The following is a 17,092-nucleotide window of genomic DNA, read 5'->3' as shown; positions in this document are numbered from 1 at the left end:
ACTATTTATTTAGGTGTTGGCGTTGAAGACATCATTTCTGGATTTACAATATTACTAATTTCTTCAATAGTTATTTCGACTATTTTTCACTTTACCATTAACTCTAAAAAAACAATAAATCCAACATAATTATTATATTAAAAAAATTATTGCGCAATGAAGAGACATAATAATGATGGGTATTTCACACGAACAAAAATCAACCGCACTGACTAATAATACAGTCTAACTTCCTTTTTCAATAGAAGAAACATTCATAGTTTTCAACGCTGATTTTGCATCATTTTAGACTACAATCAATAAGGGGCTTCAATTATATCATCTGAAAAATTCAAATATTTATATACTTACAGAAAATATTTATTTTATGCCAAGTGATGAGGATGATATAGATACCACACAATTGAAAGATACGCTATTACAAATGCTTATCTTAGTAATTATGAAAGATAAAAAGCACCCTAAAGTGCTTTTTATAAAAGCATTGATAATAAGCAGTAAAGATATAATAATCATACCCTATATTAGCTTGCTAATACCTTTTTATTTCTAAAGTAAGTACTGAGTAAAGTAAAGAAAGTAAAAAGCATCAATAATATCCAACTTAAATTATAGCTACCTGTAATATCTCTTAATATCCCTACTAATGGCGCAATAACAATCACAGAGACTTGGTTAGCAGTCATAGCCAAACCTAAAGCAAATCCCATCCTATCTTTAGGAGCTGTATCTGCTATATAAGCGACCCAAGGGCCATACCAACCTACTCCAAAGAAACCAAGTAAGATCATTAATGAGAATAAAAAATAATAACTATCAGTTTTAATAAAAAATAAAATCGTGACTCCAATTAAAGAACAAAATAAGCAACATAATACTTGAAAATATCTATTTGTTTTTGTTCTGTCACTCCAAGCAGCTAAGGCTATTCTTCCTACACCCCCAGAGACAAGAGCTGAAAATAATAAAGTTGCACCTATAGATGGCGAAATTTTTAGCTCTTCATAAAAATAAGAAATTAGATAAATAACCACACTATATTGAACGGCTGTTAAACAAGCCCCAGACAACATAATATTAAACATCGCAGGTTCTTTAACCATTAATATTTTATTTCGGATAGTCGATATAATATTAATGTTCCGTACTTGCTTTGCTCTAGGATCTTTATCTTTATAAAAGATAAAAAAGAGTGTAGCCCCAAAAATAGCAATGCATCCACTAGCAAAGAAAGCAAAATGCCAATTAAAACGTATTGCCAAAAATGGTAGGATTAAACTCGCTAAAGCCCCTCCTAAAGGTAATCCTGCTTGTCTAATCCCCATAGCAAAACCTAACTGACTTTTTGGAAACCAATTAGAAACGGATTTGGCTCCACCTGGTTGCGCAGAGCTATATCCAATCCCAAGAATAAATAAGAGTATGAGAATCGCATAATAGTTATCAAAAAATAGGGTAAAACATAGAGTCATTCCAACTAAGAAAACACCTATACTTACCACGTACTTTTCATTAAACCTATCAAGTAATTCTCCAACTACTAGTAAACCAACTAATGGTGCAAGTTGAGCAGACGAGACCAGTAACCCAATTTGGAATGCAGATAACGACATCTGTTGTTGCAACAATGGCGCGATAGAACCTATCCCTTGAACAAAAAAACACGCACATGCTTGCGTTATCGTAGCTATAAATAACACTGTCCATTTATAACTTTCAATATTTTGATTTATCACGAATTAACTATCCTAGAAGATCTTTATAAAAAATCACGGTAGATTCACTTTGCTCAAGCTTAATTTCCTTAATATATGTCATCTTCCTACTCTAATATAGTTAATATAATAAAGACCAATTTGGTTCAGAGGATTTGTATTATTTTTCAGTTTAAAACTAAACTGTCTTTACATTTATTTACATTTTTATTCTTTCTAAAATTTTATTTTATTCATAACTTTCAAAAAGTTATATTCACCTTTATGGAAAAAACATCTTTTTTCAAATAGAACAAAAATATTTCCGAAAATAATATTTAAATCCATTTTTTATTTAAATACTAACGTAATATGCGAATACTAGTACTACAGCCGTAGATACCAGAAAGTTGCATTTTCCTTGATGCTCACAACTCTGAGAAACCGCATGAATTAAGCTTTTCTGTGGGTGTCTTTTCTGTTGAAAAAAGTAAGTACGGCTGTAGTACTAGCTTTTTTGTTGTTTCCGCACGAAGCATATTCAAAGTCAGATCATATACAAGCCAGAATTTCAACTGTATTAAAAACCCTATCGGGCTTTTATCCTTATAACGTAGCCCCCATTGGACAAGGGTTAACGAAGGCTTTCGCTAATGACTATCATATTCCAAATCGGGGATAATACCTTGCCAGCCAAATTGTTGTATTAAACGCTGCCATGATACATCCCATTTTGCCGTAAGCGATAATTTCTCACCCGTAACAGGATGATTCAACTCAAGACAACTGGCATGAAGCATCAACCGACTGGTTTGATAATGAGCAGCAACCCCTCTGTTTTGCCGTAAATCGCCATGCGTTGTATCACCAATAATGGGGTGACGAATATGTGCCATATGGCGTCTTAATTGATGTTTTCGGCCTGTTTTCGGTGTCAATTCCAACAAACTAAAACGTGATGTAGGATAACGACCTATTTCTACCGGACACTCCACCGTTGCCAGTGGTCGGTAATAAGTCACACTGGGTTGAGCCTCTTTATCACCCTCTGCAAATTTATCCGCGATCTTATCCAGCTCCTCAACCAGAGGGTAATCAATAATAGCTGATTCCAACACATAACCGCGCACGACGGCGTGATAAGTTTTTTGTAACTGATGATGTTCAAACTGTTGAGAGAGCTGACGGGCAACATCGCTGGAAAGCGCCATCAGCAATACGCCTGACGTCGGTCTATCCAGACGGTGTACCGGGAAAACATGCTGACCAATCTGATCACGCAATGTCTGCATAACAAAGACCGTTTCATGACGCGCCAACCAGCTACGATGAACTAACCACCCCGCTGGCTTGTTAACTGCCACAATATGATCATCCTGGTATAACACTTCCAACATATCAGACGTTATCCTGCATAAATAAGCGATCCAACGCACGAAGATGTTCAAACAGTTGCTGGTAACGCCCGGTAGTATCTTCTTTATAAGACTCCTCAAAGTAAGGCGCGATAGCAAATGCCGTAGGCAACGCCAATCCCTGCTCCAACAATGCATACATTCTCGGAATCAATACCCACTGCAACCACTCTTCAGCTAACATCCGATCAATGGAAAACGGCTCAACACTTTCGAAAGCTTCCGGTTTAGGCGGATGACTCTGCCACAGGTCAATTTCCCTCATGGCTTCTTCAATTAACTGTAATTTATGCAGAATTTGTTTTGCAGTACTCATATTTTCAGCCTGACTCAATTTTTATTCAAAACAACCAAGCCCGCAAGAATACCATCGATCCCCCTTAGCTGAAAATTTGCTTGCTCCACCAAATAAGAGAAGGGAGCGCACAAGCGCTCCCCTTAAGTTGATTTTATAGCAGTCCCGCTAATAATATGCTCCCTGCTCACTCCTTGACAAATTGTCCCTAGTTGGTTATCCGTTACCCATCATTTTATTTATGTTGCATACGATCCTGTTATGCATTTGTCATCCTGACCATCATCACTCATCTGTCCTTGAGAAATTGTGCGCAATGATTCCTTTCCTGCTGAGGACAGAATGAATTAATTCGTTCGATGAAACAAGCTACACATAATGGAACTAGTAAGTCAGGGCAAAGAATAAAATCTGTGATTATTTATAGACTATTGAAATAAAATGAAAATAATAAACTAATGTGAAACTTACAAAAGTAAACAATGATATCTCTTACATGAAGTGTAAGAGATATCTCACAAAGGCAGCGTTAAAAATCGGGGCCTAACGCATAAAGGCAGGTTCAATTGCGCCAAGAAACCCAATTAAGTCGGTAAATAAGCGCTTTCGTTTATGACTGCCAAACTGTTCCAAGATCACTTCACCGGTCAAATTACACAGAGAAATGACACCCATATCATCTGATTCCATCGTCGCAATAAACGCCGTTGGCGACAGTTTCAGCCGTTTCTGTGTCACTAAATGTCCTATCAAGTTTTCCTGTAAACGGATAAAGTCATCCTCACTCCAAACCTGAATCAAACTAAGCCGTTGACCTTCAAACGTTACCGTCATATCACCGGCCAATTGTGATGTATAAAAATCATGAATTGCTGGCTGCAATTGTATATCCAGTGCAACTTCGACGCTATTCAGCTTATCCTCTAAAGGAAAAGGCTGAGGAAGCCAATAAACTTCGTTGTCACCAGTTTGGGTAATACAAGGTGATGGTACACCATAAAGTTCACGGCTTGCAGGAGGGGTTCCGGTTTCCTTCTGCCACAAATCAACATAACAACGGGTAAAATTAGACAACGCTTCTGTAACATTAGAAATCATATTATTTTCAACCAGTAACTGTTAGGGTGTACTTAGCAATTTTATAGTAAACCAAAAATGAGCGAACAAATAAAATTCAGACAAACGCGCTAACTTGCTAAACTTAAGCAACCACTATTATCAGATTTTGAGGAATAACATGTCGTTATATCGGGATCACCAAGCTCTTGAGCAACTTACTCTGGGTAAAACCACTTTATATCGTGACCAATATGATGCCAGCTTATTGCAAGCTGTACCCCGTAATATGAACCGTGAACCGCTGGAAATTTTCCCTGATAATTTGCCATTTCATGGCGCTGATATCTGGACACTGTATGAACTATCATGGCTGAATAGCCGCGGTTTGCCACAAGTTGCTATCGGACATGTTAGTTTAAATGCAATAAGTAAAAACCTGATTGAATCTAAAAGTTTTAAGCTCTATCTGAACAGCTTTAACCAAACTCGTTTTGAAAACTGGCAAGCCGTCGAAGAAACACTACAGCGCGATCTGGCTGCTTGTGCTGAAGGCAAGGTGGAAGTGTCACTCTATCACTTAGATCATTTCAATAACCAGCCAATCTCCGCTTTTACAGGTGAATGTATTGACGATCAGGACATTGAAGTGACTGAATATGATTTCAATCGTCATTATCTGCAAGATGCAGCACAAGGCCCGCTGGTAGAAGAAGTTTTGGTTAGCCATCTGCTGAAATCTAATTGCCTGATCACTCATCAACCTGACTGGGGATCTGTCCAGATTCACTACAAAGGGTTAAAAATCAATCGGGAAGCATTGTTACGTTACTTGATATCATTCCGGCATCACAATGAGTTTCACGAGCAATGTGTCGAGCGTATCTTCAGCGATTTACAACAATTATGTGCACCAGAAAAGCTCTCAGTCTACGCTCGTTATACCCGTCGTGGGGGATTAGATATCAATCCGTGGCGTACAAATAGTGAAGGCTTTGTTCCAGAAACAGGCAGATTGGCACGTCAATAAATCCGTTCTAAATCTGCTTTCCTAAACGCAATTCGTGAAAAATAAGCTGAAATAGGGCATGTAATACATTCAGTTTAGTGATATTGATATGTAATCCATACACGGTATACAAGGAGTCATTCTTGATCACACATATCAACCCACTCGGCTCGATGGATTTATTATCTCAACTTGAAGTAGATATGCTAAAGAGTACCGCAAAAAGTGATCTGTATCGCCTGTTCCGTAATTGCTCACTGGCCGTGCTCAATTCAGGTAGCCAAACCGATAATAGCAAAGAGCTGCTCTCTAAATACACCGATTTTGAGATTAACGTATTGCGCCGTGAGCGCGGAGTAAAACTGGAACTGGTGGATCCACCAGAAGATGCATTCGTTGATGGAAAAATTATTCATTCACTACAAGCTAACCTGTTCGCAGTGCTGCGGGATATCTTGTTTGTTCATACACAGATTACCGATCCAGAACAACAGGATTATTCCGATTCAGAGCATAGCGCGCATATCACCAACAGAATATTCTCTATTCTGCGCCACGCCAGAGCACTGCATACCGATGAAGATCTCAACATGATCGTCTGTTGGGGAGGCCACTCAATTAGTAAGCAAGAGTATCAGTATGGCCGTAAAGTCGGTAATCAGCTTGGGTTACGTGGACTGAATATCTGTACCGGCTGTGGTCCCGGAGCAATGGAAGCACCGATGAAAGGTGCGGCTGTCGGCCATGCCCAACAGAATTACAAAAATAGCCGTTTTATTGGTATTACCGAGCCATCAATCATTGCGGCTGAACCCCCAAATCCATTAGTGAACGAGTTGATTATCATGCCAGACATCGAAAAACGTCTGGAAGCTTTTGTTCGTATCGCTCATGGTATCGTTATTTTTCCAGGAGGTGTCGGTACAGCAGAAGAATTGCTTTATTTGCTAGGTATTCTGATGAATCCAGAAAATCAGGAGCAAATACTGCCATTGATTCTTACCGGACCGAAAGAGAGTGAAAACTATTTCCAGGTTCTGGACGAATTTATTGTTCATACATTGGGCGAAGATATACGACGCTACTATCACATTATCATTGATAATGCGCCTGAAGTTGCCAGAATAATGAAAGAAGCGATGCCATTAGTGAGAGATAGCCGCCACAGTACCGGTGATGCATATAGTTTTAATTGGTCAATGAAAATCAATTATGATTTGCAACAGCCGTTTGAACCATCTCATGAAAACATGGCGGATCTTAATCTCTATCCTGATCAACCCCCTGAAAAACTGGCAGCATCACTACGCCGGGCTTTTTCTGGAATTGTTGCAGGCAATGTAAAAGAGGTAGGTATTCAAGCGATTGAAAAACAGGGTCCATTCAAAATCCACGGTGATGCTAGGATAATGCGCCATATGGATAAGCTACTGAAAGACTTTGTGGAACAGTACCGAATGAAACTACCGGGAGGTACTGCCTACGAACCTTGCTACGAAATCATCAAATAAAATTACCTGAAAAAATACCTGCGCTCCACGGATGGAGCATTATGCTATTTAAAGTGATCCCATATGATACACCTTCTCATTGTTGACGCTCTTAACCTTATCCGACGCATTCATGCTGTACAGGGTAGTCCATGCATTCCTGCTTGTGAACATGCGCTACGGCAACTTATCCAACATACTCATCCCACGCATGCCGTTGCAGTATTCGATGAAGAGAATCGCAGTCACAGTTGGCGTCACCAGATATTACCTGACTACAAAGCCGGCCGTTCGCCCATGCCTGACAATCTGCAACAAGAAATGCCACAAATCAGAGCATCATTTGAACAACAAGGGGTCACCTGCTGGCATGCCAAAGGGCATGAAGCTGATGATCTGGCAGCAACACTAGCCGTAAAAGTGACTTCCGCTGGTCACAACGTGACGATTGTTTCTACTGATAAAGGTTATTGCCAATTACTTTCACCCAATATCCGTATCCGTGACTACTTCCAGAAACGCTGGTTGGATATGCCATTTGTTCAACAAGAGTTTGGCGTTTTACCAGAACAACTGCCTGATTATTGGGGGCTGGCGGGGATAAGTAGCAGTAAAATTCCGGGGATTCAGGGGATCGGGCCGAAAACCGCTGCCACTTTACTGCAGCAGGCCGGTACACTGGATAATCTGTTCCAGAACCTCGACCAACAACCCGATAAATGGCGCAATAAACTAGAATCAAATCAAGAAATGGCGTTTATCAGCCGGGAAGTTGCATCATTACGTACCGATCTGGCTTTAAATGGTAATCTGCAACAACTCCGGCTGACAACAGCAACCTAACGAAAATACTTCGCTATCTTATCCAGATGTTCGCCTTTTAATTCTCCGGCCTCACTAAGCAGGCCGATCCAAGCCTTAATATAATTATATTTTGCTTGTGAGAGATCGCGTCGAGCAGTATATAACTGCTGTTCAGCATTCAAGACATCCACATTAACCCGCTGCCCAAGCGCAACACTTTTACTGGTCGCATCTACCTGTAAGCTAGCTGATTCAACCGCCATTTCATAAGCACTAATCCGTTTTTCACTATTTAAGTACTGATTATAATTGCGGCGTAATGCATTGAGGACTTCTCCAGCCTGAGCATCAAGATCATATTTAGTCTTGCCATAGTTGGCCGCCGCCTGACGTACAGAGGCAGACGTAGCACCACCATTATAGATATTCATGCTCATCCGTAAGCCAATGGTATCGGTTCGATATTTTTGATCTACGGTATTATCGCTGCTGGATTCGTTTTCAGAATGGGAAGCATAAAACTCCAGCTTAGGTAAATAGCCTGCCCGATTACGCTGTACTTCATGGTACGCGGCTTTCACCTCCTGACGCGAAGCGGCCAGGACCGGATTGTTGGCTAATGCCAATTCTTCCCACGCCTCATAACGTTCAGGTAACAACTTCAATATCTGGAATCGTTTTTTATTTGACAACCGTTGCACCGGTAAATCAACAGGGAGAGAGACACCCACAATGAGCTGTAAACTTCGGATTGCCGCATCCAAATCGTCTTTAGCTGCTATCTCATCAGCAATCGCCTGACTGTAACGAGATTGTGTTTCCACCACATCAGTACGTGTCCCTTCACCAGAAATAAACAACTTTTTATTCAGTTCCAGTTGTTTTTCATAAGCCATTTTCTGCCGTATGACTAAATCAATCTGATCCTGTGCATAAGCCACATCTACGTAAGCATTCACGACCCGAACAGCCAATTGCTGAAAATCTGCCCGAAAACGCTCATTACTCATCAAGGTGTGAGCTTGACTGGCTTTATAACGAGCCCATATTTCAAAATCGATCAACGGCTGAGTCAACACAACAGCCGCGTTATAACTGCTATATTGGCGATCCCGACTGCTAGTTGTCTTCCTACCCCAGAAGTCATACCCAACAGACTCCATATGTTGCCAATTCCGCGGTGAATTTTGGTAAGACATTATTACTTTAGGTAACAAGTCAGCTCTGCCGAGCTTTTCATACTCTTCACCGCCTTCCCGCTCTTTCGCTGCGGCAAGAAAAGTAGGATCATTTTCTAACGCCAGCGCATAGGCTTCAGTCAAACTCAATGCCCATGCAGGAAAAGAGAACAAGCCGACACAGAAAAAAATCAGCAAACCACTTGATAAAGAAGCATTATTCAGTTTCATCATCACTCCTCTATCAACGATGTTGAAGCCCGATCCAACAATGGCTTAAACAGATAACTTAACAGAGAGCGGGAACCCGTTTTGACAAAGACCTCAACCGGCATCCCTGGCCTGATATCCAACCCTTTCAGTTTTTCCATTCCCTCAGGAGAGACAACCACTCTCATCTGATAATAAGGTTGACTGGTTGCTGGATCGACCAACCTATCTGCGGAAATCACGGCAACTTTTCCTTCAACTTTTGGCGTCCGATTCTGGTTAAAAGCGGTGAACATCAGATCCACATTCAACCCTTTACTAATCTTATCTGCCAAATTAACCGCAACACGAGTTTCCACTTCAAACGCCATCTGGTCCGGCAGAATTTCCATTAGTTTTTCGCCAGGAGCAACAACCCCACCTTGGGTAAAAATATTTAATCCCACCACCGTGCCGTCAACCGGCGCAACAATTGAAGTATGAGTCAGTTCAAACTGGGCTGTATCTAGCTTATTTCTATATTCACTGGCAGAGACCTGCACCTCTGCTAATTGTGTGCGCACTTCCCGCTGATAGTCTGCTTTGCGCTGAATAATACGCTGCTGTGTTTCCTGTAATTGCTTTTCAAGCTGACCCGCTCGTCCTTCCATTTCCGCTATGCTGCTGTTGAGTTCAGCCTGCTCACGCAGAAGTTCCAGATAACGATTACGCGGAAAATAGCCCTCATCCGCTAAAGATTTCAGATTAGTTATTTGCTCTTTAAGCGCCGCCTGCTGCATGCGTTTACTGAGAAAAGAAGATTTCAGCCCTTTAATTTGGAAATCTATTCCTTCGACAGATTGCTCAAGCCCTGCCAAGTCGCTTCTCAGTACTTCACGGCGTGATACAAAAAGTTGTTTTTGCAGTTCGATAATCTCATTCACCCGTGGTTCAGATTGTAATTGCTGTAATATGTCGGGGAAAATTAACGCTTCATCACCATGCTGTTCGGCTAATAAACGGGCTTCCGTTGCCAGCGTGGTATACAGTTGATCTTGAAGTGCATCGACCTGTGCCTTTGCCTGCACCTGACTGAGCTGGACGAGTGTCTGACCCGCTTTTATTGTTTCTCCTTCAACAACCTTAATCTGGCTGATGATACCGCTTGCCGGGGCCTGAACTGTTTTACGATTACCATCCACAACCACCACACCTGAAGATGCAACCCCTTTATCCAACGGTGCTAACGCGGCCCAAATGAGAAATCCCAGTATCCCCACACCAATCACTAACCATCCTAGTCGTAAAAAATGCCTTTCTTCCAAAGGCAACAATCCTTTTTCATCTCTTACCGGCGTAATCTGATCAGACATATCCACTCCCGGACAGAAATCTCCGTCTCAGCTATTTGATATTATTATCATTAAATGCACATTTACCTATGATGCCTGTGGGACTGCCTTAGTCGCAGAATGTTCCTGACTATTATTCCTTTGTGATAAAGCGGCCATCACCTGTTGAGATGAACCGAACATCTTCATTTTCCCCTGAACCAGTAGCAATATTTTGTTTGTCTGTGATAGCAATGAGGTGCGGTGAGTAATCACAATCACTGTCTTTCCTTGTGCTTTTAACTGAAAAATCGCCTCATTCAATGCTCTTTCCCCTGCCTCATCCAAGCTAGAATTAGGCTCATCCAACACGACCAATGACGGCTCGTCATATAATGCACGAGCAAGGCCAATTCGCTGTTTCTGCCCACCAGATAATCCAACTCCGCCAGCACCAATCACGGTGTCATAGCCCTTATCAAGTGCTAATATCAGCTCATGAACGCCCGCTTTCCTTGCCGCCTGTACCACCTTTTCTGGCTCCACTTCATTAAAACGAGCAATATTTTCAGCAATAGTGCCACCAAACAACTCAATATCTTGCGGTAAATAACCGATTGAGGAGCCCAGTTCATCTTTATTCCACTGATAAATATCTGCATTATCCAGACGAACAACGCCTTCCTGTGCCGGCCATATTCCAACCAGTAACCGGGCAAGAGTCGATTTCCCAGACGCACTGGGACCAATTAATCCCATCACATCACCGGCATCCAACGAAAAGCTAATATCCTGTAAAACAACCTTACTGTTTCTTCCCGGCGGCGCTGCGGAAACTTTATCCACGGCTAAACTTCCTTTTGGCGCCGGCAATGACATTCCCGGTTTACGTTCCGGTTGTTGTTCCAACAGGTTGGTTAACCGTTGCCATGACAAACGAGCACCACTCCAGCCTTTCCAGGCTTGAATCAGTTGCTCAATCGGTGAAAGTGCACGTCCCATCAAAATTGAAGCCGCAATCATCATACCCGGCGTAATATGCCCACCAATCGCTAACCAGCCCCCTAATCCAAGGATCAGTGACTGCAAAGCCAAACGCACTGTTTTAGTGACTGAATTAATCACTGAAGCCCGCTCACTAGCAATGCGCTGGAAATCCAGGAAACGCTCATGTAATCCAAACCATCTCCGACGTAGCACCGGCAACATACCTAACGCCTCTATGACTTCGGCATTACGTAAATTAGTGCTAGCAAGACTTGCTGAACGTAGAGAGAGTTTACTGGCTTCGGATAACGGCTGACTTGATAACCACTGATTCAATACAGCCAAGGCAATCAATACCAGTGCACCGCCCAGTGACAACAGACCAAGCCAGGGGTTAAAAAGAAAAATAACGAGCAGATAGATTGGAAACCAAGGGGCATCAAAAAAGGCAAACAAGGCGTTACCCGTCAAAAACTGGCGGATATTGGCCAAGTCATTGAGCATCTGACCAGCATCAGTAGTGCCATTTTTCAGATTCGATTCATAAGATGCGGTATAAACCCGGTTATTCAGCTTCATATCAAGCTGGCTGCCAATACGGATAACAATCATGCTACGGATATATTCCAGCATTCCCATCATGGCAAACATGCCGAGGGTAATCAGAGTCAACATCAGCAAAGTGATTTCATTGCCCGACGGCAATACTCTGTCATAAACCTGCAACATATAAACAGACGGAACTAACATCAGCAAGTTAATAAAAGCAGTGAACAACCCGATAGCCCAGAATACCCGGCTACGAGCACGAATGACATCAGTAATTTCATCCTTCGGGAGCAGTAGTTTCACACTATTTCCTTATTTTTATTTTTTTAAAAATATAACTATCTGATGTTAATGTTTCCTTTCTTATTCATTTTTCTTATTAGTCTTATTGGGCTTTATCATTAATTCCCGACCATCGGCAAAGCGGGCAAACCAACCATCTGGCTCATGAGCAAAAAAAGCCAAACCACTCCCCTGTTCATCAGTAATTGTGAGTCCATCTGGAGTTGGCCGCCAACCGGCAGGCACTTCGCCAAACATATACGCTAAACAATCGTTATTACCATTAAGTGACCAAATTGATCCCTCTGGTAAGGGATGGTCAGTCAATAACACATCGCATTGTTGATGTTTATCCGACAATTGCCACACGCCTTTCAATTCACTCGCGTGTGGGAGATCAAGACTACCAGCCATACTTCCTCCGCTAATGCTGAATGTCAGAGCAACAAAGAATGCAAATTTCAGATACCAAGCTGCAAAAACCATGCCGCCTCCAAACAAATAACCGCATCTAAGTCAGATGCGGTTGTGTTGTTGTGTTACGAAAGGATGAAATCAGACTCTAATATGGGTTCTCCAACAATCTTCACCCAAAAATCATCGTAGGAAAATTTACCGCCCAAATTAATGGCGAAATCATTCACCTTATCAACCGTGTTATAACGAAGCACAGCTTCTCCGACTTCCCCCGTGAATTCCCTTACAAATTTAACGCCACCCTTCCCGGCGTCACCCAGATCAAACAGTGATACATCAATCTTGTCTTCACCGGAAACAAAGTCATGGATCCAATCACGCTCAAGAGGAGGTGATTCCTTGGCACTCAGGTAGACAAAGGTATCTTTGCCTTCCCCACCCCAAAGATTATCTGCTCCCAAGCCACCGTAAATGATGTCATCACCCGCGCCACCTTTCAGAGTATTGGCGGCATCATTCCCGATTAAAACGTCATTACCACTGCCACCAATCGCATTTTCAATCGTGACACCACGGGCAATAGAGACGTTTCCTTTCAGCCCACCGACATCAGAGAAAGAAGCTTCATTCAGATTGATACGTTGATCCTGAGTAAAACCAGAGAAATCAAACGTATCATTACCCCCTGTATCCCAAGCGGTGAACAACAGTTTGCTGTTCTCATCTTTTGCGGTATAGAAGTCACGATCTGTGTTGGAATTAAAACCATATACTGTGTCATCAGCACGGATGGTACTATTCGCGCCGTATACCGCCTGAATGGCAGAAATATCGTTGAGTAAGGGTGCAGAAGAATAAATACCTTTAAAGTCCTGACCCGTATTTTTCTCACCAAAATAACTCATGATGGTATAAGCACGGCTATCTTCAAAATAAGTAGCGCTGTTCTTATAAGACGGGCTGACCTTATCAGACGCATTATAATCAGCCGGATGTTGCAACCCTAGAGTATGGCCAATTTCATGCGTAAACGTCTGACGGCCATAACCATTCACGTCGATATCGTTGTTTAAGAAAGTACGGCTTTTCGCGTTATACCAAGTTCCTATCTGTGTCTTCTCGGGGGTTGGCAGATAAGCAAACGCATAGCTCCCCGTCAAGCTAACATCAAAGAATCCAAAGGTGATATTTGCCTCTTTGACATCAGTGGTTTCAACGAAATTAATATTAGCAACATCAGCCCAAGATTGTATTGACAGTTTTGCAGCCGCTTTTTGTTCTTCATTAAATGCTGAAAATTCAGAAATATGCCACGGCATATTATCCGGCTTACTCTCCAGGAAAGTATACTTTAATTGGAAAGCGTTAGATTTATCGTCGTCCTGATGCCCCCAACGATAATCACCCCGGATTAATTCTTTAGCAGCATCTTTACTAGGCTCATGCTCAACGACAATATTAGAATCTTTACCTGGTATATAAGCCTGTAACCATTTCAGCAACTCATTTGCTTTTTCTGAACCGCTAACGTCTTCCGAGTATGAAATTTTCTTCTTTAAAGACATATATTTCTCCATAAATTCAGGACTTAGATGTAAAATTCTTTTTATTTAATTAAATACAAGTCAATAAAACCTGAAAACAACAGACCGCCCTTGGTCATACAAATTAACAACTAAAATCCCTTTCACATAAACGTAACACTAAAGTTAATTATGTAAAAAGCAATTAACATATTTTTTTAATATAAACGTGATAAAAATAACATAAAACAAATAAACGATTGTTTTATATAACATAACTCTTTAAGGCGAAAAAAATACCGCTAATTTCTTAGCGGTATTTTCTTACGAATTAATTATCTATTTATCTAACTATCTATGAAGTAAACTTTAAAAAATTTATAACATTATTATTAATAATTTTAATCTGAGATTATCCCAAGCCGTTATATAAATAGACAAAATCAGAATAATCGACCACCTTTGACTGCAATATTGAACGATATGACTCATATGAAAAGGCCCTAAATCAGTAAACACCTATATATTATTAATAAATTAACGAATCAATAAATTAATAACAACTTGATTAAATAAATAAAAAACATATATCACAGAGTAGTTAATATTTCATTTATTATAAAGCACTCCATCATAATATAATTAAATTATATTTTTGGTTTTTGAATATAAAATAATAATATCAACATAGCTGGTTAATTCATAAATATATTAAATATAAAACAGCAATTTAAATCTATACCCTATGGATTTCAAGTTGCATCGCGACGGCAAGGGAACGAATCCCCGGGAGCATAGATAACTATGTGACCGGGGTGAGTGAGTACAGCCAACAAAGAGGCAGCTTGAAAGATGACGGGTATATATCAAATAAACATTATTTATATTTAACATTACAATTAAACCCCATATTTAAAACATTAATAAAACCAATTAAAAAATAATCTATTGCATTATTTTCCATTTTATAATCTTAATTTATTGAATTATTTCACATTAATTTCACGTTTAATTAAACGCTTATAATAATATATTTATTTTTATATTTACCTTAAATGAAGTAAAAAAATCAACAATTTTACGACATAAATCATACAATATTCATTGTTACATTAAATCATAATCACCACACACATAGAGTATTATGTAATACTTTCTTAGCTAAAAAATTAATTAAATCATTCTAATACACTCATTTTACTTCGCACGGTAATAAGAGATAAAATGCAATAATGCTATTCAATACTGAAAAAAAACGCCTCAGGATATAGCTGAGGCGATTTAGGAAATCTTATTTTATGAGTTATTCCAGAATGATGATGAACAATAGTGAATCAGTAATCATTCCGGCTAGCTGCATAAGCAGACCAAATACGACGAACATGAACCGTTATTTCTTCCCTGTCATGATAAAGGTGTTTTGCCTGAATTTGTGCATTTATACCCCCCTCTTTTAATTGCAAGTTCATTTTATGCAAATTATGAGCAACTTCTTCATAACGCTTTTTCATGGGTAATTTAAGATTAAAAATAGCTTCCCGGCACCAGCCATTAACTAACCAATCTGCCATTAACTGCGTCACTTTTGCTGGTTTTTCCACCATGTCGCATACCAGCCAATAAATGTTTTTTGTCGAAGGCTCAAACTTAAAACCATCAACTTTGTGATGTTTAACTTGCCCCGTATCCATCAAACTTTTCGACATCGTGCCATTATCTACCGCATGAACCATCATACTACGTTTCACCAGTTGGTAAGTCCAACCACCAGGGCATGCACCTAAATCAACCGCATACAAACCGCTAGCCAACCGCTCTTCCCATTCGTCATGTGGGATAAAAACATGAAAGGCTTCTTCCAGTTTTAATGTTGAACGACTTGGTGCATCCGAAGGAAATTTCAACCGAGGAATACCCATATAAAATGGCGAATTATTGTTACTGTAAGAATAACCAACATAACAGCAACCCGGAGCGATAAAGAAAACGTGTATCACCGGGCGATTAACGTTTTCCCGAATCTGCAAGATCTTTTCCTGACGCATAGCATTACGCAGCGGAACAGTAAATTTTCGACAGAATTTTAATAACTCTTTACTTTCATTAGTATCAGGCACCTCAACCCGTAATTCACCTGCACGCTCAATGACACCATGCAGCATACCGACAATCGGGCTTATCCGATCTTCAGGAGGTAAATCTCGCAATAATTCACCCACGATCAGCATCTGGCGGGCAAAAATCAGCTCCCGAAATGGGATCTCACGAATCAGCCGATCGGCATCTTCATATTGATAACACTCAAACAGGACATAACCACTGTTGTCTTTCACCCGGGCAAAACCGTAAATCTCTTTTTGACCCGCCTTATCAGTGATTTCTGCTGCACACTCTTTTTCAAAACCAGGGCGGCAATATAAAGCAATTTTATTCATGGCGAAGCGCCGATTTCCTTAGACGCAAAGCGCCAATTAATACTAAAAACCAGCCGATAAGAAAGCTAAATCCTCCAACTGGCGTAATATAAGCGAAAAATTTAACCTGCAATAAAGCCATACAATAGAGACTGCCACTAAACAACAAAATACCTACTGCAAAAAAAACGCCACTCCAGTAAAACCAGAGCACAACTTTACGCATTAGCATGGCAGACATCGCCATCATTGCCAGAGTGTGAATCCCCTGATATTGCAGACCGAGATCAATCCAACTTATCTGATATTTTTCCATCATCGGAGATAATAAATGTGACCCTACAGCACCAAACGCCACATAGAAAAACCCACTGAAGCCAGCAAAGATAAGCATTAAGCGACTATTCACTGTTATCTTCCTTTTTCTTCTATCTGAGAGCTCTTACAGCTCGAATGCCT

The 17,092-nt window shown here is 40.5% G+C and carries 15 protein-coding genes; 4 read left to right on the top strand and 11 right to left on the bottom strand.

Annotation, left to right across the window (positions count from 1 at the left end; genetic code table 11):
- Positions 1-524: 524 nt before the first annotated feature.
- The 4 genes from ACGF49_RS07960 to syd form a co-directional block, all read right to left on the bottom strand.
- The gene (locus tag ACGF49_RS07960) at positions 525-1,736 is read right to left on the bottom strand and encodes an MFS transporter (protein ID WP_205068537.1); all 1,212 of its coding nucleotides are present in this window, start codon (positions 1,734-1,736) and stop codon (positions 525-527) included.
- Positions 1,737-2,344: 608 nt separating this feature from the next.
- Positions 2,345-3,091 carry a tRNA pseudouridine(65) synthase TruC gene (gene truC, locus ACGF49_RS07955; protein ID WP_113041585.1) on the bottom strand — a complete coding sequence of 249 codons (747 nt, stop codon included), beginning with the start codon at positions 3,089-3,091 and terminating at the stop codon, positions 2,345-2,347.
- Position 3,092: 1 nt separating this feature from the next.
- Positions 3,093-3,425, bottom strand: coding sequence for a YqcC family protein (locus tag ACGF49_RS07950; RefSeq protein WP_011145040.1), 333 nt, complete (start codon positions 3,423-3,425; stop codon positions 3,093-3,095).
- 522 nt (positions 3,426-3,947) lie between these two features.
- A complete protein-coding gene (syd, locus tag ACGF49_RS07945) occupies positions 3,948-4,502 on the bottom strand; it encodes a SecY-interacting protein (protein WP_349010579.1) in 555 nt (184 codons plus the stop codon).
- A gap of 139 nt (positions 4,503-4,641) precedes the next feature.
- On the opposite strand from syd, the gene queF reads away from it, so the two are divergent.
- From queF to xni, 3 genes are all read left to right on the top strand, one after another.
- A complete protein-coding gene (gene queF, locus ACGF49_RS07940) occupies positions 4,642-5,490 on the top strand; it encodes an NADPH-dependent 7-cyano-7-deazaguanine reductase QueF (RefSeq protein ID WP_113041583.1) in 849 nt (282 codons plus the stop codon).
- Positions 5,491-5,612: 122 nt separating this feature from the next.
- Positions 5,613-6,980, top strand: a complete 1,368-nt coding sequence (gene ppnN / locus ACGF49_RS07935) for a nucleotide 5'-monophosphate nucleosidase PpnN (RefSeq protein WP_113041582.1) — start codon at positions 5,613-5,615, stop codon at positions 6,978-6,980.
- Between the two features lie 63 nt (positions 6,981-7,043).
- The gene (gene xni / locus ACGF49_RS07930) at positions 7,044-7,802 is read left to right on the top strand and encodes a flap endonuclease Xni (protein ID WP_113041581.1); all 759 of its coding nucleotides are present in this window, start codon (positions 7,044-7,046) and stop codon (positions 7,800-7,802) included.
- Here xni and ACGF49_RS07925 read toward each other — a convergent pair.
- The 5 genes from ACGF49_RS07925 to prtA all read right to left on the bottom strand — a co-directional run bounded on the left by ACGF49_RS07925 (position 7,799) and on the right by prtA (position 14,273).
- Complete coding sequence (locus ACGF49_RS07925; protein ID WP_113041580.1) at positions 7,799-9,175, bottom strand: TolC family outer membrane protein; 1,377 nt, start codon at positions 9,173-9,175, stop codon at positions 7,799-7,801. The genes xni and ACGF49_RS07925 overlap by 4 nt on opposite strands.
- Positions 9,175-10,503: an HlyD family type I secretion periplasmic adaptor subunit gene (locus ACGF49_RS07920; RefSeq protein WP_191214784.1), complete on the bottom strand. Its 1,329-nt coding sequence runs from the start codon at positions 10,501-10,503 to the stop codon at positions 9,175-9,177. Before ACGF49_RS07920 ends, ACGF49_RS07925 begins: the two co-directional genes overlap by 1 nt.
- Positions 10,504-10,569: 66 nt before the next feature.
- Positions 10,570-12,300, bottom strand: a complete 1,731-nt coding sequence (locus ACGF49_RS07915) for a type I secretion system permease/ATPase (protein WP_113041578.1) — start codon at positions 12,298-12,300, stop codon at positions 10,570-10,572.
- Positions 12,301-12,360: 60 nt separating this feature from the next.
- The gene (locus tag ACGF49_RS07910) at positions 12,361-12,765 is read right to left on the bottom strand and encodes a protease inhibitor Inh/omp19 family protein (protein ID WP_113041577.1); all 405 of its coding nucleotides are present in this window, start codon (positions 12,763-12,765) and stop codon (positions 12,361-12,363) included.
- A 53-nt stretch (positions 12,766-12,818) separates the two neighbouring features.
- Entirely contained in the window at positions 12,819-14,273 is a 1,455-nt protein-coding gene (gene prtA, locus ACGF49_RS07905; RefSeq protein WP_267483517.1) for a serralysin, read from the bottom strand.
- Positions 14,274-15,025: 752 nt separating this feature from the next.
- On the opposite strand from prtA, the gene ACGF49_RS07900 reads away from it, so the two are divergent.
- Positions 15,026-15,163, top strand: coding sequence for a hypothetical protein (locus ACGF49_RS07900; RefSeq protein WP_158536512.1), 138 nt, complete (start codon positions 15,026-15,028; stop codon positions 15,161-15,163).
- 390 nt (positions 15,164-15,553) lie between these two features.
- Here the strand turns inward: ACGF49_RS07900 and rlmM are convergent, their stop codons facing one another.
- Together rlmM and ACGF49_RS07890 are read right to left on the bottom strand one after the other, a co-directional pair.
- Positions 15,554-16,654: a 23S rRNA (cytidine(2498)-2'-O)-methyltransferase RlmM gene (gene rlmM, locus ACGF49_RS07895; protein WP_387490441.1), complete on the bottom strand. Its 1,101-nt coding sequence runs from the start codon at positions 16,652-16,654 to the stop codon at positions 15,554-15,556.
- The gene (locus tag ACGF49_RS07890; RefSeq protein ID WP_112876496.1) at positions 16,647-17,042 is read right to left on the bottom strand and encodes a DUF423 domain-containing protein; all 396 of its coding nucleotides are present in this window, start codon (positions 17,040-17,042) and stop codon (positions 16,647-16,649) included. Before ACGF49_RS07890 ends, rlmM begins: the two co-directional genes overlap by 8 nt.
- Between the last annotated feature and the right edge of the window lie 50 nt (positions 17,043-17,092).

Origin of the sequence: Photorhabdus sp. RM96S (assembly GCF_042879335.1) — a bacterium.
Classification (GTDB): Bacteria; Pseudomonadota; Gammaproteobacteria; order Enterobacterales; family Enterobacteriaceae; genus Photorhabdus; species Photorhabdus kayaii.
This window is presented reverse-complemented; position numbering and strand designations above follow the sequence as displayed.